General features: G+C 47.4%; 14 protein-coding genes. 12 read left to right on the top strand and 2 right to left on the bottom strand.

Annotated elements, in window-relative coordinates; all coding sequences use genetic code 11:
• Positions 1–62: 62 nt before the first annotated feature.
• Complete coding sequence (locus AM279_RS15795; RefSeq protein ID WP_054408990.1) at positions 63–821, bottom strand: SDR family NAD(P)-dependent oxidoreductase; 759 nt, start codon at positions 819–821, stop codon at positions 63–65.
• Positions 822–996: 175 nt separating this feature from the next.
• Here AM279_RS15795 and AM279_RS15790 point away from each other — a divergent pair, with 175 nt between their 5' ends.
• Positions 997–2178 carry a cytochrome-c peroxidase gene (locus tag AM279_RS15790; RefSeq protein WP_054408989.1) on the top strand — a complete coding sequence of 394 codons (1182 nt, stop codon included), beginning with the start codon at positions 997–999 and terminating at the stop codon, positions 2176–2178.
• On the opposite strand, the gene AM279_RS15785 is transcribed toward AM279_RS15790, so the two are convergent.
• The gene (locus tag AM279_RS15785; protein WP_054408988.1) at positions 2179–2769 is read right to left on the bottom strand and encodes a riboflavin synthase; all 591 of its coding nucleotides are present in this window, start codon (positions 2767–2769) and stop codon (positions 2179–2181) included. It abuts the gene before it with no gap.
• 52 nt (positions 2770–2821) lie between these two features.
• Between AM279_RS15785 and pdxA the strand changes: the two genes are divergently transcribed.
• The 11 genes from pdxA (at position 2822) to AM279_RS15730 (ending at position 22320) form a co-directional block, all read left to right on the top strand.
• Positions 2822–3892, top strand: coding sequence for a 4-hydroxythreonine-4-phosphate dehydrogenase PdxA (gene pdxA / locus AM279_RS15780; RefSeq protein WP_054408987.1), 1071 nt, complete (start codon positions 2822–2824; stop codon positions 3890–3892).
• Positions 3893–4008: 116 nt separating this feature from the next.
• The gene (locus AM279_RS15775; protein WP_054408986.1) at positions 4009–4557 is read left to right on the top strand and encodes a YceD family protein; all 549 of its coding nucleotides are present in this window, start codon (positions 4009–4011) and stop codon (positions 4555–4557) included.
• 9 nt (positions 4558–4566) lie between these two features.
• The gene (gene rpmF, locus AM279_RS15770) at positions 4567–4761 is read left to right on the top strand and encodes a 50S ribosomal protein L32 (protein ID WP_054408985.1); all 195 of its coding nucleotides are present in this window, start codon (positions 4567–4569) and stop codon (positions 4759–4761) included.
• A gap of 168 nt (positions 4762–4929) precedes the next feature.
• Positions 4930–5928, top strand: a complete 999-nt coding sequence (locus AM279_RS15765) for a beta-ketoacyl-ACP synthase III (RefSeq protein WP_054408984.1) — start codon at positions 4930–4932, stop codon at positions 5926–5928.
• 36 nt (positions 5929–5964) lie between these two features.
• Positions 5965–6444 carry an acetyl-CoA carboxylase biotin carboxyl carrier protein gene (gene accB / locus AM279_RS15760; protein ID WP_054408983.1) on the top strand — a complete coding sequence of 160 codons (480 nt, stop codon included), beginning with the start codon at positions 5965–5967 and terminating at the stop codon, positions 6442–6444.
• A 92-nt stretch (positions 6445–6536) separates the two neighbouring features.
• Positions 6537–7883 carry an acetyl-CoA carboxylase biotin carboxylase subunit gene (accC, locus tag AM279_RS15755; protein WP_054408982.1) on the top strand — a complete coding sequence of 449 codons (1347 nt, stop codon included), beginning with the start codon at positions 6537–6539 and terminating at the stop codon, positions 7881–7883.
• A 196-nt stretch (positions 7884–8079) separates the two neighbouring features.
• Positions 8080–8484 carry a hypothetical protein gene (locus AM279_RS15750; protein WP_054408981.1) on the top strand — a complete coding sequence of 135 codons (405 nt, stop codon included), beginning with the start codon at positions 8080–8082 and terminating at the stop codon, positions 8482–8484.
• A 120-nt stretch (positions 8485–8604) separates the two neighbouring features.
• On the top strand, positions 8605–8979 hold the full coding sequence (locus AM279_RS15745) for a hypothetical protein (RefSeq protein ID WP_054408980.1): 375 nt from the start codon (positions 8605–8607) through the stop codon (positions 8977–8979).
• Between the two features lie 161 nt (positions 8980–9140).
• Positions 9141–13760, top strand: coding sequence for a T9SS type B sorting domain-containing protein (locus AM279_RS15740; RefSeq protein WP_054408979.1), 4620 nt, complete (start codon positions 9141–9143; stop codon positions 13758–13760).
• A 3-nt stretch (positions 13761–13763) separates the two neighbouring features.
• Positions 13764–14807, top strand: a complete 1044-nt coding sequence (locus AM279_RS15735) for an endonuclease (RefSeq protein ID WP_054408978.1) — start codon at positions 13764–13766, stop codon at positions 14805–14807.
• Positions 14808–15024: 217 nt separating this feature from the next.
• A complete protein-coding gene (locus tag AM279_RS15730; RefSeq protein WP_143090365.1) occupies positions 15025–22320 on the top strand; it encodes a YDG domain-containing protein in 7296 nt (2431 codons plus the stop codon).
• Positions 22321–22373 lie beyond the last annotated feature (53 nt).

Below are 22373 nucleotides of genomic sequence, written 5' to 3'. Positions count from 1 at the left end.
GCCCCAAAATGGAGCCGCTTATATTGAATTTCAAAGTCCGAAAGTGAAATATTAACCCCTTTTTACAGGAACATACCCCCGGATACTTCTATGCGCTGGGCGGTAATCCACCGGGCATCATCGGTGCATAAAAAGGCCACTACCCCGCCAATATCGTCAGGCAGGCCCACACGGCCCAGGGCAGTTTGTGAAGCTATAAAGCTGTTAACCTGATCGTTATCGCGCACCACGCCACCACCAAAATCGGTCTCAATAGCGCCCGGGGCTACAATATTTACACGTATACCATTAGCGCCCAACTCTTTAGCCTGGTACTTGGTAAGGGTTTCCAGCGCGCCCTTCATGCTGGCATAGGCCGCATAGCCAGGGGTACTAAAGCGTGCCAGCCCTGTAGAGATGTTTATGATGCCCCCGCCGTTGTTAAGCAGTGGCAGTGCTTTCTGGGTCATAAAAAAGCCCCCTTTAAAATGTATATCTACCAGATTATCAAACTGTTCTATAGTAGTTTCGGCAAAAGAAGCATGTATGCCAATGCCTGCGTTGTTAACCAGGTAGTCGAATTTATCGGCATTAAACACCTCTTTCAAAACACTGCTAACCTGCTGATAGAAAGCATCAAAGGTAGTGGCATCGCCCACATTAAGCTGCAGGGCGGCGGCTTTTTGGCCCAGGGATTCGATTTCAGCCACAACGGCATCAGCCTCAGCCTTTTGGCTGTTGTAGGTAATAATAACGTTAAGGCCTTTTTTAGCTATGGCAAGCGCCATGTTTTTGCCCAACCCGCGGCTCCCGCCGGTTACAAGGGCTATATTTACTGACATAATGTATTGGTTTTTAAAATTATACTACAAAGTTAAGGCTACACCCCGGCCAAAAAATGGTGTACTCTTCAGAATTGCACTGTAGTGACGCCAACCATACGTTAAATTTTTCTTAATCAGCTACAGCTTCAAACAGAAGCATTACTTTTACCCCCAATCATCAATCAACCCTCTTATGCTTAGGTATTTATGGCTATTGTTGCCGCTGCTTGTATCGTGTTCAGACGAGAAGGAATACACCCCCGTTACCGAAAGCGGCTATGAATACCTGCTTAACCTGCCCCAAACGCCTTATAATTACAGCCTCAACCTGCCGGGCTACTTTACCACAAACGATAACGGCTTCTTGCCCAGCGCTATAAACGGCACAGACAACACACCCGATAACAACCCCATTACTGATTATGGCGCTACCCTGGGCCGTGTGCTGTTTTATGATGTAAACCTGAGCCTAAACCGCACAACCGCCTGTGGTTCCTGCCACCGCACCGAAAGGGCCTATGCCGACAACGGGGCGTTTAGCACCGGGCTGTATGGCGAGTCTACACGCCGCAACAGTATGACGCTGGTTAACAGCCGCTTTTATAAACGCGGGCACTTTTTTTATGATGAAAGGGCCAATACCCTTGAAGACCAGGCGCTTTTACCCATAGTAGATGTAAAGGAAATGGGGCTTACCCTTGACCAGATAAGCCTGCGTGTAGCGGCAGAACCGTATTATGCCAAACTGTTTAAGGATGCCTTTGGCGACAGCCATATAAGCAATATAAGGATTGCCGATGCGCTCTCGCAATTTATAAGGAGTATGGTTACGTATGATGCCAAGTATGACCGGGGAAGGGTTCAGGTGGCGAATATGGCCGATGATTTCCCTAACTTCAGCGCGCAGGAAAACCGGGGCAAGTTCCTGTTCCTGAAGCCTTTTAGCGAAGGTGGCCTGGCCTGCTACGGCTGCCATACTACCGAGGCTTTTGTAAGCCCCAACTCAGGCCCCATAAACAATGGGCTCGACCTTAATACAGCGGCAGACCAGGGTGCGTTTGAGCACTACCCCAACAATATAAACATGAAAGGCGCCTTTAAAATACCCACCCTGCGCAACATACAGCTTACCGGGCCGTATATGCACGACGGGCGTTTCCATACGCTTATGGAGGTTATTGACTTTTATGACAGCGGTGTGCAAAACCACCCGCAGCTATCGCCTTTCCTTAAAGATACAAACGGGCAGCCGCGCCAGCTGCACCTTAGCCAGGAAGACAAGGTGGCGCTGCTGCTGTTTTTAAACACCCTGACAGACCCGGCCATTTTTAGCGACCCCCGCTGGACAGACCCGTTTATCAACCAGCACCTTTAATTATGCCCTTAGCGCGTGCAGGCGTGCTACATACTTGCCCACTACATCAAACTCAAGGTTTACGGTAGTACCGGCTTTAATGGCGTTAAAGTTAGTATGCTCAAAAGTATACGGTATAATAGCTACGCTAAAGCGGTTATCCTGAGAGTTTACTACGGTAAGGCTCACACCGTTAACGCATATAGAACCTTTTTCTATGGTAATGTTGCCCGGGCCTGCTTCATATTCAAAGGTAAAATACCAGCTGCCGCCGGCTTCTTCTACACTTACGCATATGCCGGTCTGGTCTACGTGGCCCTGTACAATGTGCCCGTCGAGCCTGTCGCCCAGCTTCATGGCGCGCTCCAGGTTTACGGTGCCGCCTTCGGCCCAGCCCTTAAGGTTGGTTTTTTCAAGGGTTTCCTTAATGGCGGTTACGGTATAGCTTTCGGCATCTATAGCCACTACGGTAAGGCATACACCATCGTGCGCAAGGCTCTGGTCTATCTTAAGTTCGTGGGTAATAGGGCTTGTAAGGGTGTAGTGTATGTTGTCGTTGTCTTTAACTATTTGCTTTATGGTAGCGGCCGTTTCAATAATTCCTGTAAACATGCTGATTATTTGTGTAAATTTGTATCAACAAAATTAAGCATTAAAACACATCATGACAAAAAAGGCCGAAAATGTAATTGCAGGCATATCTATAGGCGACCTAAACGGCATAGGTGCCGAGGTATTGCTTAAAACTTTTGAAGACAGCCGCATGCTCGAGATGTGCACCCCCGTGATTTTTGCCAACGTAAAAATACTTTCCTTCATAAAAAAACAGCTTGAGCTTAATGAAATAGCCCTGCACGGCATAGACAGCCTTGACCAGATGGTTATTGGCAAGATAAATGTGCTAAACGTGTGGAAAGAAGGCGTAAACCTTGAGTTTGGCACTAACGACCCCGTTGTGGGCCAGTATGCCATAAAATCGTTTACAGCTGCGGTAGAAGCGCTTAAAAACAAGCAGGTAGATGTATTAGTTACTGCACCTATTAATAAGTACAACATACAAAGCGAAGAGTTTAAATTCCCCGGGCATACTGATTACCTTGACCAGCAGCTGGAGGGCGATGCCCTTATGCTTATGGTGCAGGACAAGTTGCGCGTAGGGTTGCTTACTGACCATATACCGGTTAATGAGGTATCGGCACATTTAACCGAAGAGCTTATCCGTAAAAAGATACTCACTATTAATAAGACGCTTAAGCAGGATTTCCGTATTACTAAACCAAAAATTGCCATACTGGGCGTAAACCCGCACAGCGGAGACAACGGCGTTATAGGCCATGAAGACGATGATGTGGTTAAACCCGCGCTTAAAACCCTTTTTGAAGAAGGCGTGCACGTTTTTGGCCCGTTTAGCGCCGACAGCTTTTTTGGCAGCGGCCAGTATGAAAAGTATGATGCCATTATAGCGGCCTATCATGACCAGGGGCTTATACCGTTTAAAACCCTGTCTTTTGGCAATGGCGTAAACTACACGGCAGGGCTTGACCGCATACGCACCAGCCCAGACCATGGCACGGCTTATGAAATAGCCGGCAAGGGCGTGGCCGACAACAACTCGTTTAAAGAAGCATTATACCTGGCGCTGGACGTGTTCCATAACCGGGCAGAATATAAAGAACTGACTAAGAATCCGCTAAAAATCAGGGAAAAGCAGGAAGAATCAAAAAAATTTCACTAACGGTTTTGGAATTGCAATAATTTTATATCTTTGCACGCTCAAAACTGTTGTGCTGAAACCACTTGCGGAAACATTAGCCACAAAAAGAAGTAAAAACAACAGCTAAAAACTGGATCATGAAAGCGAATAAGGATTATTTAATCCCGTTTGTGGGGTTAAAGTTAGGAAAGCACCAGTTTGAATTTGATATAAACAAGGCGTTCTTTGACGGCTTTAGCTTTGACGAATATAACAACGTTGATGTTAAAGTACAACTTACACTGGAAAAGAAAAGCACCCACATGGAGCTTGGCTTTAAGCACAAAGGCACTGTTAACGTTCCGTGCGATTTGAGCAATGAGGATTTTGACCTGCCTATAAAAGGAAAGCTTAACCTGATTGTAAAATTTGGCGACGAGTTTAACAATGACAATGACGAGATGCTTATTTTGCCCCACGGCGAATACCAGGTAGACGTAGCGCAGTATATATATGAAATGATTGTGCTTTCGGTACCCACAAAAAGGGTACACCCCGGCATAAAAGACGGCACGCTTGATGCAGGCATACTCAACAAACTTGAGGAACTGGCACCAAAAGCGCCCAAAAAAGAAGAAAAGAAACAAGAACAAGATACCGACCCGCGATGGGACGGCCTGAAGAAACTATTAACGGATAATAAATAATATTGTAAAATGGCACATCCTAAGAGAAAAACCTCGAAAACAAGAAGAGATAAAAGGAGGACGCACTATAAGGCATCTGTACCTCAAATCGCTACATGCGCAGTAACCGGTGAGGCTCACCTTTACCACAGGGCATACTGGCATGAAGGTAAAATGTACTACAGGGGCCAGGTTGTTATAGACAAGACTGAAGCTGTAGCTTAATTACTAAAAAGTATAGGGTAAAAAACTCTCACTACGTGGGAGTTTTTTTGTTAAATACCTTTTTTTAAATTTAGCAGCCCCGCAGGTACTGCCATATTATAATTTTTTTGTAATTTCCACCGCTTTTTCGGGCTATAATTGACCGAAACAGGTGATTATTAATAGACTATGACTAAAATAACAGCCGCCATTACCGCAATAGGTGCTTACGTTCCGGATTTTGTACTTTCTAACCAGGTGCTTGAAACAATGGTAGATACAAACGATGAATGGATTACCACCCGTACCGGAATAAAGGAAAGGCGTATATTGAAAGAAGAAGGCCAGGGCACTTCTTTTCTTGCTATTAAGGCAGCCGAAAACCTTCTTGCCAAATCTGGCACAAACCCCGCAGAAATAGACATGGTTATTGTGGCCACCGCCACACCCGATATGCCCGTTGCAGCCACTGCCGTTTATGTTGCCACGCAAATAGGCGCTGTAAACGCTTTTGGTTATGACCTGCAGGCGGCATGTTCAAGCTTTTTATATGGCATGAGCACCGCGGCAGCCTACATTCAAAGCGGACGTTATAAAAAGGTGTTGCTTATTGGGGCAGATAAAATGTCTTCTATTATAGATTATACTGACAGGGCTACCTGCATTATCTTTGGCGATGGTGCAGGTGCCGCGCTTTTTGAGCCTAACCATGAGGGCCTTGGCGTGCAGGACGAAATACTAAGGAGCGACGGCATAGGCCGCGAATACCTTAAGATTGATGCAGGCGGATCTATACTGCCGGCCAGCCACGAAACGGTAGACAACAAACAGCATTATGTGTTTCAGGATGGTAAAACCGTATTTAAATATGCGGTAAGCAACATGGCAGATGTTAGCGAAAAAATCATGAAACAAAACAACCTTACGCACGATGATGTAAACTGGCTTGTAGCCCACCAGGCTAACCGCCGCATTATAGACGCTACTGCGCAGCGCATGGGGGTAGACGAGAGCAAGGTGCTGGTAAACATACAAAGGTATGGCAACACCACATCGGCCACGCTGCCACTTGTACTGCACGACTTTGAACACCTGCTTAAAAAGGGAGACAACATAATCTTCGCATCATTTGGCGGAGGCTTTACATGGGGCTCTATTTATCTTAAGTGGGCATACGACAAAAACTAAAACAAAGACACACACAAATAACAAATAAGGAAAACTATGGATATCAGAGAAATTCAAAACCTAATCAAGTTTGTAGCCAAATCTGGCGCTACTGAGGTAAAGCTGGAGATGGATGATTTTAAGATCACCATAAAAACAACTACCGAAGGTGCTGCTGAAGCTGCTACTGCTTTTGTACAACACATTCCTGTACAACAGGCTGCCCCTGTGGCTGCCGCCCCGGTTGCCGCTGCTCCCGTAGCCGCTGCCCCTGCTGCTGCAGATGAAAACGCTAAATACATAACTATAAAGTCGCCAATTATAGGCACTCTATACAGGAAACCATCTCCGGATAAAGCTGCATTTGTAGAAGTAGGCAGCACTATATCTAAAGGTGATGTGGTATGTGTTATTGAGGCTATGAAGCTGTTTAACGAAATTGAGTCTGAAATATCGGGCAAAATTGTTAAGGTGCTTGTAGACGACGCATCTCCTGTAGAGTTTGACCAGCCGCTATTCCTGGTAGACCCGTCTTAATTATTTTAAATTTTGAATTTTAAATGCTGAATGATTTTCAGTGTTTAAAGAATTTAAAATTTACCATTTAAAATTTAAAATAAGAGAGCGCGATGTTTAAAAAAGTATTAATAGCAAACAGGGGCGAAATTGCACTTCGTGTAATAAGGACCTGTAAAGAGATGGGCATTAAGACCGTGGCCGTATACAGTACTGCCGACGCCGAGAGCCTTCACGTAAAATTTGCCGATGAGGCTGTATGTATAGGTCCGCCGCCAAGCAACCTGTCATACCTTAAAATATCTAACATTATAGCTGCGGCAGAAATTACAAATGCCGATGCTATTCACCCGGGCTATGGTTTCCTTAGCGAAAACGCACGTTTTAGCCGCATATGCCGCGAGCACGGTATTAAATTTATTGGTGCTTCGCCGGATATGATTGATAAAATGGGCGACAAGGCTACTGCAAAAGCTACCATGAAGGCAGCCGGTGTACCTTGTGTGCCGGGTTCTGACGGTATTATAGATTCTTATGAAACTGCCGAAGTACTGGCTGAAGAAGTAGGCTACCCTGTAATGCTTAAGGCTACCGCCGGTGGTGGTGGTAAAGGTATGCGTGCCGTTTGGAAAAAAGACGACCTGCTAAAAGCATGGGAAAGCGCCAAACAGGAAGCTGCCGCATCATTTGGTAACGACGGTATGTATATGGAAAAGCTTATTGAAGAGCCGCGCCATATTGAAATACAAATAGTAGGCGACTCTTTTGGTAAAGCCTGCCACCTTAGCGAGCGCGACTGTTCGGTACAGCGCCGCCACCAGAAGCTTACCGAAGAAACGCCATCGCCATTTATGACCGATGAGCTGCGCCACAAAATGGGCGAGGCTGCCATTAAAGCGGCCGAGTTTATTGCTTATGAAGGCGCCGGTACAGTAGAGTTCCTGGTAGACAAGCACCGCAACTTTTACTTTATGGAAATGAACACACGTATTCAGGTAGAGCACCCTATTACCGAGCAGGTAATAGACTATGACCTGATTCGTGAGCAAATACTTGTAGCAGCAGGTGTGCCTATCAGCGGTAAAAACTACCTGCCTGAGCTGCACTCTATAGAATGCCGTATTAATGCCGAAGACCCGTATAATGATTTCCGTCCGTCTCCGGGCAAAATCACCACCCTGCACATGCCGGGCGGCCACGGTGTAAGGCTTGATACCCACGTATACAGCGGCTATACAATTCCGCCAAACTACGACTCTATGATTGCCAAGCTTATAACAACGGCACAAACCCGTGAAGAGGCCATCAATAAAATGAAGCGCGCGCTTGATGAGTTTATCATTGAGGGTATTAAAACCACAATACCATTTCACCGCCAGCTTATGGACGAACCGGATTATGTAGCCGGTAACTATACTACAAAATTCATGGAATCTTTTAAAATGAAAGATCCTGCATAATACAAAAAAGGGCTGCTTACTTAAGCAGCCCTTTTTATTTAGCTGTAAATCAGCATGAAAATCCTACAAAAAACCTCTAAATATACTTTTACTAAACCGATAGAAATTATCAATGAGATAATTGTTAACGTTTATTAATATTTTGTTAAAGTTATCATAAAATTATTTAGCTTTGCATTGTAAACATCTAATTACTATGCTACTAAATTCAGACATCCTGATTGCTACAGGTGTAGTCCTATCCCCCCTGGGCTACATATTAGCACGCCATTTACTTGGCAAGATGCTGTTCATTAAAAAAGAACAGGTCATTACTAAACACGGCAAACTCCGCCAGCAGTCGCTGCATCTTATGGAATCGGTAAGCCAGCGCATGGTTAACAGCCATGATGACAGCGAAACCATTGGCAATGAGGTAACCTATGCCGATTTTTACAGGCAGCTTAAGGCAAACCACGTTTCTAACCTTTCAGACAAGCTTATTGTAAGGGTAAAAAGGAGCAACAACCCGCTAAAACTGGAAAAGGCAGCCCACAGGCTGGAACAACAGGAGCTAAGGCTTAAAGAAGCAGAAATGATGCTGCACTACGCCAGGGTATAAAGTTTGATTAATTGCCCCCATTGACAAACTAATTTAACAGCCCGGGTATACTACAGTAGAAATTATCGTATATTTTTGCAATAAGGCATAAGCCCCTAACCGCATAAAACAAAATTAGAGATGAAAAATTTTACTAATGCCTCTAAGGCATTTTTAGGCACCCTTGTGCTGTTCCTTATGTTTACTGTAAATGCTGCTGCGCAGGACAAGCTTAGCGAAGGCGCAAAGGCCGTAACCGCGCAAATGAAAACCCAATTGGGGCTTAACGATGGCCAGTACACAAAAGTGCTTGACATAAACAAAACCTTTTTAACCAAGGCTGTTGAGGCTAACAAAGCAGTAAACGCTACAGATAAGGCCAAAAAGCTTAAAACCCTTAACGACGAAAAGGAAGCCAAATTAAAATCTGTACTAACAGCAGACCAGTATAAAAAATTTGCCGCTTACCGCAATACCTACAGCAAGAAGCTTAAAGAGTATTATGAAGCTAAATAAGATACAAAACCACGCTTAGGCGTGGTTTTTTTATACAACCAAAATAACTAAAAAATACGCACAAAAAATTTTATAACATTTTCTTAAAATTTCGTTAATTTGAAATCTCCTCATTAGATTAATTTACGGGCTACTTTTGTCTCCCTTTAATTCAAAATGAGATGGTTAAAAAAATTACTATTTGTTTTTTCGTGTTTTTTGCTTTATGCTGTTATAACAGTTATTCACAGGCCTGTACCAACACGTTTATAACATCAGTCTTTCCTGTTAGCGGCCCGGCCAATACAGTTGTAACCCTTACCGGCACCGGCTTTGAATCCGGCAGCGGGGTAAGCGCAGTGTATTTTGACGGCCACCTGGCAGATTTTACCATCGTATCAGATACTAACATCAGTGCAGTAGTGCCCGAAGACGCTACTACAGGCACTGTGACCGTAACGGCAAACGGAGGCTGTACGGCAACATCTGCCACTACATTTACACCCCTTATAAGCGCGTGCGGGTATACCGAAATTTATATTTCTGAGGTATATGATGCCCAGGCATTGACGCCGGGTGCAATAGAGCTATACAACCCAAGCGGAAACACCGTAACCTTTAACGGAGAATATGTGCTGGAACGTTATGGCACCTACACCGATGCAAACCCTACATCCGGATATGTTTTAACATTACCTGGCTCTATAGCCCCATATTCTACCTACCTTGTAAGGAGTGGAACAGCACCCTGCGGTATAACCCCAGATGCGGTACTTAGTAATGGTATAAATGCACAGGATGCTATTAAGCTCAGAAAAAACGGTGCTATTATAGATGTGGTACATGCCCCTAACGAAGTGGGCTACTCCATTATCCGTAAACCGGAAGTAATAGCACCTGCTGCAACGTATGCAGCAGCCGACTGGAATACCTACAGCCAAGAGAGCTGCGATAACCTGGGTATACACACCGCTAACCCACCCTCTTTACCTACCCCATCTGTACTGAACCCTGACCCGGTTGAAATTTGCGCAGGCCAGGAAGCCGTGTTTTCAAGTGGCGTAAGCGGCTCCGGCTTTACCTACCAGTGGAAGACCTTTAATACATTGGGCACAGTTGTAAACGTTACCAACGGCGGTATATATGCCGGTGGCACTACCGATACTTTTGTAATAAGCAGCGCACCACAAACGTTAGACGGCGCACAATATTTTTGCGTAATTACATCGCCCACCTGCACGCTGTACAGCTATAGTGCACAGTTAACCATAGGCACGCTTGATGACCCTGAGAATATCGTTACCCAGCCTACCTGTACTACACCGGGTGTTATAACAATAACCGAGCCTGTTGGAACCGATTATGAATACAGTATAGACGGTGGCGACACCTGGCAAACCGGACCCGAGTTTGAAGTAGCCAGCGGCACATATACAATCATAGTCCAAAACAGTACAGGATGCAGCGCAGAGACTGACCCTATAGTTGTAGACCCGGTTCCGGGGGCACCGGCTGTAGCCAATACTATTGTTGGCCACCCTGACTGTGATACCGCTACAGGTATCATTACCATAAACAGCCCTACCGGGGCAGGCTACCAATACAGCATAGATGGCGGCGATACATGGCAAACCGAAACGGTATTTGAAGTACCGGCCGGAACGTATGTTGTTACTACACAAAACGCCGACGGGTGTACATCGGTTACACCAAATATTGTGGTAAACCCGCAACCCGCACAGCCTGATGTTGCCATTGTGCAAACCACCGACCCGGATTGTACCAACCCTAACGGCACCCTGACTGTAACCAGCCCTGTGGGTGCAGAATATCAATACAGTATAGATAATGGCGATACCTGGCAGACTGAAACAGTGTTTGAAGTAACGGTTGGCTTTTACACTCTTGTTACCAAAAATGCTGCCGGATGCACATCGGTTACATCAAATATTGTAGTAGCCCCGCAGCCGGGCGCACCGGCTCCCGCAACTGCTTTTGCAAGCCATCCTGACTGCGATAACACTAACGGCACTATTACCGTAACGGCACCTGTAGGCACAGGCTACCAATACAGCATAGACAATGGCGATACCTGGCAAACTGAAACGGTTTTTGAAGTACCTGCCGGAACCTATACCATTATAACCCAAAACGCAGACGGATGTACATCAATCAGTGCGAACATTGTGGTAAACCCACAACCTGTAACTCCTGCTGTTGCTACAACTAATGTAACCGACCCTGATTGTGATAACGTTAACGGTACTATTACTATAGAGGCCCCTACAGGTGCCGGATACCAGTACAGCATTAACGGCGGCGACACCTGGCAAACCACACCGGTATTTAACGTACCGGGCGGAACGTATGTTATTACCACCCAAAACGCGGGCGGGTGTACATCGGTTACACCGGATATTGTGGTGAACCCACAACCGGCGGTACCTGCCGTAGCAATTACATCAGTAAACCACCCCGACTGTGATAACGCAAACGGCACTATTAGCATAATATCGCCTACAGGCACAGGCTACCAATATAGCATAGACAATGGCGATACCTGGCAAACCGCAACCGAATTTGATGTTTTGGCAGGAACGTATGTTATTACCACGCAAAATGCTAACGGATGTACATCAGTTACCGGAAACATTGTGGTAAACCCACAGCCTACCGCACCGGCAGCACCTGCACTTAACTATACCCCTGCTACCTGCACTACCGCAGCAACCGTTACGGTAACTGCACCAACAGGAACAGGCTTTACCTACAGCAGCAACGGTACTACTTATGTGGCATCAGCTACGTTTACCCTTACCGAAGGCACCTATAACATAACCGTTAAAAACGCCGCCGGATGTATATCACCGGCTACAGAGCGGGTTGTTGGCGCTGCCCCACCGGTACCGGCTACACCGCAGGCCATAGTACAAAATCCCGGCTGTACTGATACTACCGGAACCATAACCGTAACAGCCCCAACAGGCACGGGCATTACCTATTCGGTTAACGGAACAGATTACCAGGCATCGCCTGTATTTACACTAACGCCGGGCACCTACCCTGTAACCGCCATGAATGTAGAAGGGTGTGTTTCTACCGTAAGCGTAAGGACCATAAATGCAGTACCTGCTGCCCCGGCCACGCCACAACTCACGGCACAGCAGCCGCTTTGCGGGCAAACCACGGGCAGTATAACCGTATCATTACCTACAGGTTCAGGGTTAACCTACAGTATAAACAATGGCCTTAACTGGCAGCCGGGCACTACCTTTGGCAACCTTGCCCCGGGCAGTTACTCCATAATTGTACGGAATGCCGCCGGATGTATTTCTGCGGCAGCAACACAGGTTGTAAACCAGCCACCGGCGGCAGTTCCGGCAGTAGTGCTTTCACACACCCAACCCGACTGTACTACAGCATTTGGCACCATAACCGTTACCGCACCTACCGGGACGGGCTACACCTATAGCATAGACAATGGGCCTGTGCAAACATCAGCCATATTTACTCCGGTGGCACAGGGCAACCACACCATAACGGTATTTAACAGCGGTGGCTGCCAGGCAGTAGCACAACAAATTATAAATGCTGCACCTGCACAGCCTGTTGTACCTGTAGCTAACATACAGCAGCCGGATTGCGACACCGCCACAGCAACCGTTACCGTTACAGCCCCCCTTGGCATGGGCCATACCTACAGCCTTGACGGGGTAAGCTTCCAGGGGTCGCCGGTATTTTTAAATGTAGCGCCGGGACCGTATACCCTAACGGTAAGGAACAACCCGGGCTGTACCAATACGCTTGCCATAACCGTTAACCCACAGCCTGCCCCTGCACCATCGCCGGGTGTTATCACAGGCAATAACGTGGTGTGTATAGACGATACCCTTCAGCTTGCCAATACCGCAACAGGCGGCACATGGGCCAGCAGCAATACCAACGTTGCCACGGTAGATGCCACCGGCCTTGTAACCCCGGTAAACCCCGGCAGCGTAACCATTAGCTACACCGTGGGGACTGTTTGTACTGATGTGGCAACTATGGCTATAGTGGTAACCCCGCTGCCCAACCCTGCTCCACCCGCAAAACTGTACCTTTGCGAAGACCTTACAGACGGCACTTACAGCCCTGCTATTATAGACAGCAACCTGCCCGATAACGGCACCTATACTTTTGCATGGGAAAAAGACGGCGATGCACTGCCCGATACCTCAGCGTTTATTACCGTTAACGAGCCGGGTACGTATACCGTTACGGCTACCAATGCCGCGAGCGGTTGCAGCAGCAGCGCGTCTACAACGGTAGGTACCTCATCACTGGCTATAGCCACAGCCGAAGTGGGCCAGGATTTTCATACCAACCAGACGATTAGCATAACCGTTACCGGCGGCAGTGGCGATTATGAATACAGCCTTGAGGGCGGCCCTTACCAGGATGAACCTTATTTTAGCGGTATTACCGATGGCTTTTATACCGTTACCGTGCGCGATAAAAACGGCTGTGGTGTTATAGAGCTTGAAGTGTTTGCGCTTAACTACCCGCATTATTTTACCCCTAACCACGACGGCACTAAAGACGTTTGGAACATAAAAGGGCTTATAGGCCAGTACAACGCCCGCGTGTTTATTTATGACCGCTACGGCAAGCTTATTTCTGCCTTCAGGCCGGGTGCCGGAGGGTGGGATGGTACTTATAACGGCTATGACCTGCCGGCTACCGATTACTGGTTTACGGTGTCATACCGCGCTACAAACGGACAAAACAGGGAGTTTAAGGCGCACTTTTCTTTAATACGATAAGCCATGAAAAAGCTATATGCACTGCTGTTTGTTCCGTTTTGTGCTTTTGCCCAGCTGCCTGACTATTTTGAGTATTATGAGGGCGTAGACCTTACCCTTACCGGCAATGCCCTTAAAGAGCAGCTGGCAACGCTTGTTACGCAAACGCATACCACCGAGCTTACCTACACGCCAGACGTTTGGACTGCCCTTGAGGCAGCCGACCTTGACCCCGATAACCCGGAAAATGTGTTCCTGATTTATGGGTATGATGATACCGATGCCGATACCAATAACGACCGTACACGCGATAAGGACGACAATTGCCACACACTGTCTTGCAGCGGGCTGTGGGTTAGGGAACACGTGTTCCCCAGGTCTTTGGGTAACCCTAATTTAGAATATGCAGGCCCGGGGGCCGATGCCCACCACCTGCGCGCCATAGATGCCAACATGAACAGCAGCCGCAGCAACCGCCGTTTTGCCGACGGCAGCGGGCATGCCACCACCATTACCGGTGGCTTTTTTTATCCGGGGGATGAGTGGCGCGGCGATATTGCCCGTATGATGATGTATATGTATGTGCGCTACGGCACACAATGCGAGGCCAATGTGGTGGGCAGCGGCAGCAGCTCTTACAGCCCCATGACCGATATGCCTAATATTTTCCTGGAGTGGAACCAGGAAGACCCGGTGAGCCAGTATGAAAAAAACCGCAACACCATACTACAGGATATGCAGGGCAACCGCAACCCTTTTATAGACAACCCCTACCTGGCAACCCTGATTTGGAACGGCCCCGCAGCAGAGGATACGTGGCAGGAATTGGGTCTTAACATTAAAGAAACATCACAAATTGTTATATATCCAACAATAAATACAGGCATTGTTAGTATTCAAAATGCAAATATTGAATATTCCATACGCGTTGTAAACCCTTTAGGGCAGCGGGTTTCACACAAATTGCAGGATAATGTTATAGATATAACAGGCAACGCACCGGGCATTTATCTAATAGAATTATCTGACAAGGCTCATATTGAGGTATTTAAGGTAATTTTACAGTAAACACTACATTTTTGCAACATTTTGTTAAAAAAACACAGGATATCTATGTTTTTTTTGACTATAATTAGCAAATAACCTCATCCTGAATGTGTTAACACAATCATAATAGTCTATTGATTGTATAGAGAACATTAGTTAATATTTGATTTCAAAATTTGTATCCATTTGAATGTCAAGTACTAAAATTCTTTATAAATCAATTTACTAATCAACTATTATGATGAAACTACTACATCAGAGAGTATTGAGGAGCCTCGCCCTACTGGCCCTCTTTTTAACAGCCTCCGTCTCCCAGGGGCAGCAATTGTTAATGTATGAATTTGAAGGTAATGCAACTGCATCAGATGTTGTAACCGGCATTACAGCATCATCAGTCAGTGTTTCGGCAAACAGCATTGCATACCAAAACGGAAATGACGGCGGTGGATCTTCTATAGGAAATGCATCTACCTGGAACACCGGAAACTTTTCTACTTCCGGCAAATACCTACAGTATACCATAACCCCTTCTACAGGTAAACAGGTATCCTATTCGTCACTGGTTTTCCGTTTAGGAAGAAGCGGTGCGGGCCCTACAAGGGTTACCATACAAATAAGTACAAACGGCTTTTCATCAGCCGGTACAACGGTAATAAGCAACCAGACTATTTCAAGTGAAAGTACCGGAAGCCTTGATTCATTTACGGCAAGCACAGGGCTTCCTTCAAACCTTACAGGTGCACTTACTGTAAGGATTTGGGGACACAATGCAAGCAGCACCGGAAACCTTAGATTTAATAACTTCCAGGTAAACGGTACGGTAAGTAGCACATCTGTAGCCCCAACACTTGGTGGCAGCAGCACCAGTGCAACCGTTACACACGGAACCGCAACCAGCCTGCCATTTACCTCAACAGGCACCCCTACACCTACATTCTCTCTTTCGGCAAATGCACCCACAACTGCCGTGCCTGCAGGCATAACTATAAGCTCTGGTGCTGTTGCAATAGCAAACACTACCCCGGCAGGAACATACAACCTTAAAATAACGGCAACTAATACTGCCGGAAGTGCAACACGTAATGTTATCATTACTGTAAACCCTAAAACAATCACACTTACAAACATAAACACCACAAAGGTGTATGACGGTACTAATACAGCCTCTTTAGGCACACCAACATTTGGCGGCCTTGTAACCGGCAGTACAAATGTAGCCCTTGGCGCTTATACCGCAACATATAACAATGCCGATGCTGCAACTAACAAGCCTGTAACCCTTGATGCCCCCCTTACGCTAACGGGTACACACGCAGCAAACTATACACTTACACAGCCTGCTAACCTTGCAGGTGCTATTACCCCTAAGCCTCTTACCCTAAGCGGCGGTACTGCAAACGGTAAGATATATGACGGCTCTACCATTGCAACCCTTAGTGCAGACCCTACCTTTACGGGCCTTGTAGAAGGCGACGCTACCACACTTAGCGGCACCCCCCAGGCTGCTTTTGCATCGGCTAATGCCGGTACACAACAGGTTATTATAAACGGTGGCTATAGTGTAGATAATACTAACTATACTATTGCATACCCGCAAAGCCCTGCCGGCCTTACAGCCGAAATTACGGCTGCCCCGCTAACCGTTAGCGGTATTAGCGCTGCCAACAAAGTATATGACGGTAACACTACTGCCGCCATAAGCGGCACTCCACAGCTTAACGGCCTTGTGTCGGGTGATGATGTAACGGTTTCGGGTACCCCTGTGGGTACTTTTGAAAATGCCGAAATAGGCGGTGGCAAAATTGTTACCGTTGCAGGCTACACACTTTCAGGTGCACAGGCCGCCAACTATACGCTGGCTCCTGTTACGGTATTTGCCGATATTACCGACCCGGCTAAAGAAGACCAGGTTATAACTTTTGCAGGCCCTGCCACATTTACTTATGGCGATGCGCCTTATGGCCTTACCGGATATGCCACCTCTAACAGCGGGCTTGCCATGACCAGCTACTATGTAACTGAGGCAGAGCAGGCTATTGCCAATGTGGTAAACAACACCCTTGAACTTTACAGCGCAGGTACTTTTACACTGTATGCTTACCAGGAAGGCGATGCCGACTACAACGGCGCTACACAAAGCGTGATTGTAACGGTAAACCCTAAAACCATTACCATTGTTAACGTAGTGGTAGATACCAAAGTGTATGACGGTACAGACAGCGCCGTTGCAACGGGCCAGCTTGATGGCGTTATAGCCGGGGATGAAGTGGTTCTTGTAACCGAGAATTCGGTTTTTGAAGCAGTTAATGCAGGTGAGGAAGTAGGAGTGGTAGCCGAGTTTATTTTAACCGGTAACAATGCTGCCAACTATGTACTTGCCGAAGATGCCATACTTACTACAGGTACTATTACGCCTAAGCCTATAACGGCAAGTGGCGCAACAGCAGCCAACAAGATATATGACGGTGCTACAACAGCAACCGTATCGGGCGGAAGCCTTAGCGGCGTTATTGCCCCGGATGCAGTTACGGTAAGCGCTACAGGTGTTTTTGAAACCCCTGCTGCAGGTAACGAAAAAACAGTTAACCTTACCTATACGCTGGGTGGTGCACAGGCCGGCAACTATATGCTACAGCCTGCAACAGGTACTGCTACTGCAAACATTACCCCCCTTGCCCTTACCATTACCGGTGTAACGGCTAACGATAAGGTTTATGACCGAAACGATACTGCCACATTAAGCGGCACAGCTACACTTAACGGCCTTATAGAAGGTGATGCTGTTGCCCCTGATGCTACAAATGCTACTGCGGTATTTAATAATGCTACTGCGGCTACAGGCAAACCGGTAACCGTTTCAGGCTTTGCACTTACAGGTGATGACGCGGCTAACTATACTGTGAGCCAGCCAACAGGTGTTACAGCTACTATAAGCCCTAAAACCATTACGGCTACAATTGCCGGTGTAAACCCTGCTAAAGTATATAACGGCAACACTACCGCTACCTTTACAGGTGTAGTGCTTGACGGTGTTATAGCTCCTGATGCGGTAACGGCAACAAGCGGTACATATGCTACCAGGAACGCAGGCGAAGGCAATGCCATAACCATAACCCTTGGCGGTGCGCAGGCGGCTAACTATACCCTTACACAACCGGGCCTTACCGGTGTTATTACCCCTAAAAACATTACGGCTACAGCCGATGCGGTTATAGGTACTGCTGCTGTAGATCCGTTTAATGTGAATATAGGTGCAGGACTACCTACATCATACACCATTAGGTATGACGGTATTGTGGGCAGCGATGCTACTGCACCGGGCACAGGCGCTACCTTTACAGCCCCTACGGCTACTACAACCGCTACAAGTACAGCTTCGGCAGGTGCTTACCCGGTAAACCTTAGCGGCGGAGAGGCCACAAACTATACGTTTACAGCACTAAATTCAGGCTGGCTTGTAGTGGGCAACCCTCCATCCGGAGAGACTGATGTTGTATACTGGAACACTGATGGCCAGTCTGACTTTGGTACTACTACATTTGCACCAGCATTTACCCATGCCAACATTGACAACGTAGCTGTACAAATGGTACGTGGCTCAAACATTTCGGGCTCTAACGGTACTCAGGCGGCCGCCAACTCATGGGGTGGCTCAGGAGGCTGGAGCACCGGTAACTCTACAGACAACAACAGTTTTACTTTTACTATTACTGTAGACACAGGGAACAACCTTAGCCTTACAACAATAAGCACCAACACAAGGAGGTCTAACAGCGGCCCTCAGAGCTACAGGTTGTCTTATTCTGTAAACGGTGGAGCTTTTGCTGAAATAGGCACGGCAAATACCGGAAGTACAAATACTACAGGTTCTGCCAACAGCCATAGTCTTTCCGGTATTACTGCACTTCAAAACCTAACCGGAGGCACTACTATTAAATTCAGGATGCAGCCTATAGGAGATGGCGGCAACTATTACCTTAACGGAAGTGAAAATGCATTCCGCGTTAAGGGTATGTTTGGCACGCCTACACAGGCCCCTGCTATAACCAGCGCTACTACAGACAACAGTATGCTTGGCGCTACAGACGAATATGTAATTACAGCTACGGGTACGCCGCAGCTTACCTACAGCGCTACTAACCTTCCGGCAGGTGCAACGTATGATGCGCCTAACCGCAAGATTGTTTTTGACGGCACAACCCCGGTTGGCGTGTACAACATTACACTTAATGTATCGAGCTACTACAGCCCATCGGGCGATACTAAAACGCTTGTATATACGGTAAGGAACTTTACCGTTGCGCCATCGCCGGTAACAGGGCTTCATGCTTATGCGGGCCAGGCTGCCACTAACCAGCCGGTACAGCTGCAAAGCATAGTGGGTGAAAACCTTACCAATGCTACTAACGGCAACATAACTGTTACGGCAAGCACAGGTTTCAGGATTAGTACTAACAACCAGGTTTCTTATGGCACAAGCGGCAGCATAAGCTACTCGGGTACTACAATAAACCTTGAAAACCCTAACATTTTTGTAAAACTTGCCGATGGCCTTGCCATAGGCGAATACAACGGTACGCTTACCTTTACAGGCGGCGGCATTACTAAAGTGGTAAACATTAACGGTGTGGTAGAAACCGCCCCAAGCGTTATCACTACAGCTGCGGCTTATGGTCCTTACTGCGCCGGTACTGCAAACGGCATTTCGGTAGCGTTTACTACAGAAGGCAACTTTGGTGCGGGTAACTTCTACGTGCAGCATTCTGATGCGGCGGGTGTGTTCCCAACGCTATTTGAAAACATAATAAGCAATGCCAGTACTACAAGCCCAATTGCCGCTACCCTGCCAAATACATTTGCAGCAGGCAACTACAGGGTAAGGGTTATACACCTTTCTTCGGGACTTGTAATTACCGGAAGCACTAACGATAACGGCAGCGATATTGTTATCAACGCCATACCTACTCTTACGGGTGTTAGCACCTCAGCGGTGTGTACAGATGGTACTGCTGAAATAATCCTTTCGGGACTTACGGCCAATACTGCCTTTACGGTAGATTATACTGTAAACGGCGGCGCTGCACAACAGGCGGCTGTTACGGCCAATGAAACCGGAAACGCCAGCTTTACACTACCGGTTACTTTTGCTAACAACGGCCAGCAGGTGGTGGTTACCGCCCTTACAAGGAGCGTAGCCCCTGCATGTGCCCAAACCTTTAGCACTAACAACAGTGCTACACTACAGGTTAACCCTGCCCCTACGGCGGTTATTGCGGGTACTCCTGCAACGGTATGCCAGGGTGGTGCATCTGTAATAAGCCTTGAAGGTATGATTGCCAACAGCTCGGCAAACGTTAGCTATACTATAGACGGCAATGAAGACATTGTGGTTGCCGTAACTGCCGATGCCGATGGTAAAGGCTCTTTCACAGTAACACTACCGGCAGGCAGCCACCTGCTTGAAATTATAACCATGGTACGTACAGATGTTACCCCTGCCTGTATGGGCGCGGTTAATGCCAGCACTACAGTAGTGGTTAACGAGGCACCTACTGCGGTTATATCTGCAACTGATGCAGCTATATGCTATGGCGCTACAACACAGGTTAGCATTGCCCTTACCGGCGCACAACCGTGGAATATTACCTACAACAACGGTACCGAAGACGTAGTGGTAAACAACGTTACCGCCAGCACTTATACTTTTGATGTTACACCACAGGCTAACGTTACCTACACCCTTGTGGCTGTAGAAGACGCTACCTGCCAGGCTGTACCTGCCGGCCTTACCGGTACTGCTGCCATAACCGTAAACCAAAACACCTGGACCGGCGCTGCCAATAACAACAACTGGAACGATGCCGGCAACTGGTCTTGCGGTGGTGTGCCTACTGCTGCTACCCCGGCTACAATAGGCGCATCTGCTTTTAACCCGCAGGTTACTACAACAAATGCACAGGCGCTTAGCCTTACGGTTGCTACCGGTGCGGTGCTTACCGTTAAAACGGGCGCTACGCTAACCGTGCAAAACGAAGTGGCTGCCAACGGTACCCTTACCGTAGAAAACAACGCCGCCCTTATACAGGTAAACGATGTGGCCAACACAGGCAGCGCAACAGTACTGCGCAACAGCAATGAGCTTTTCAGGCTTGATTATACACTATGGGGTTCGCCGGTGCACAACCAGATGCTGCTTGACTTTAGCCCTGAAACGGCACCAACCCGTTTTTATACATACGGACTTAACGCTGAAGGCGAAGAAAACTACCTTGCTGTAGAAAGCCCTGCCACTACACCATTTGCAGCCGGTACAGGATACCTTATCCGTATGCCGAATGACCTGCCTGATGTAAACGGCTACAACACCGGCGATACGGCTATTCCGTACAACGGTATATTTAACGGCGTGCTGAACAACGGTACTGTAGGCGTAGCCGCAGGCGAACTTGTAAACCATTACATAGCTGTGGCCAACCCTTATGCATCGCCCATAAGCGTTATAAACTTCTTTGACCAGAACAACGGCGTGCTTGAGGCCGGCGAAGGTATTTACTTCTGGAGGAAGAAAAATAACGCGCTTGAAACCAGCTATGCCCACCTTACCATGGCAGGCTTTACCGAAAACCAGGCCGAAGGCGGAGACATGGGCGGTGCTAACGACGGTGCTTTCTATTACGGTGGTAACGATGAAAACAGCGAAGACTTTAACGAGAACTGGATTATATCTCCGGGACAGGGCTTTGTGGTAAAACTGCGCGGCGATGTTAGCCCTGCTACCGAAATACAGTTTACCAACGCCATGAGGAAACCGGCCCCGGCTGCTAACGGCCAGCCGTTTTTCAGGACGCAGAACAACAACAATGCCCCGGCCGTATCGCGCTGGTGGATAAACCTTACCGGTACAGCTGCCTTTAGCCAGGCGCTGGTTAGCTACATGCCACAGGGCACAACAGGCCTTGACTATGGTTATGATGCACGCGCCTTTGCCGATGGTACTGCTACACTATACAGCAAGGCCGGACAGGACAACCTTAACATTCAGGCCAAACCTGTGTTTGATGTTACAGATGTGGTGCCTATGGGCTTTAGCGTTACAAACGCAGGCCAGTACACCCTTAGCCTTGACCATGTAGACGGTGCATTTGCACAGGTGGCCCAAAACATTTACCTGAAAGACAACCTTACAGGTACTGTACACAACCTTAAACAATCAGGTTACAGCTTTACAAGCGGCGCAGGTACTTTTGACACCAGGTTTGAAGTATTATACGAAACCGATGCCCTGGGTACTGATAAGCCGGAGCTTGACAACGCCATACTGGTGTACCGTGAAAACGGCGCCATAAACATTACATCGGGTGCAATAGAAATGACCGGCGTAACCCTTTATGACGTTCGCGGCACCAAGATTTATGAGCAGGGCAACATTAATGCCACGGAGGCTTCTATAAGCCGCCTGAGCGTTGCCCAGCAGGTTTTGATTGTAGAGATTGAAACCGTAAAAGGAACCGTTACAAAACGTATCGTTTACTAACGAACAGCCCCCCAAATTCAACAGAAACCCACGCAAAAGCGTGGGTTTTTTTA

The sequence above is a fragment of the Flavobacterium akiainvivens genome, from assembly GCF_001278115.1.
Classification (GTDB): domain Bacteria; phylum Bacteroidota; class Bacteroidia; order Flavobacteriales; family Flavobacteriaceae; genus Flavobacterium; species Flavobacterium akiainvivens.
The sequence above is the reverse complement of the archived record's forward strand: the minus strand, read 5'-3'. Positions and strand labels throughout refer to the sequence as shown.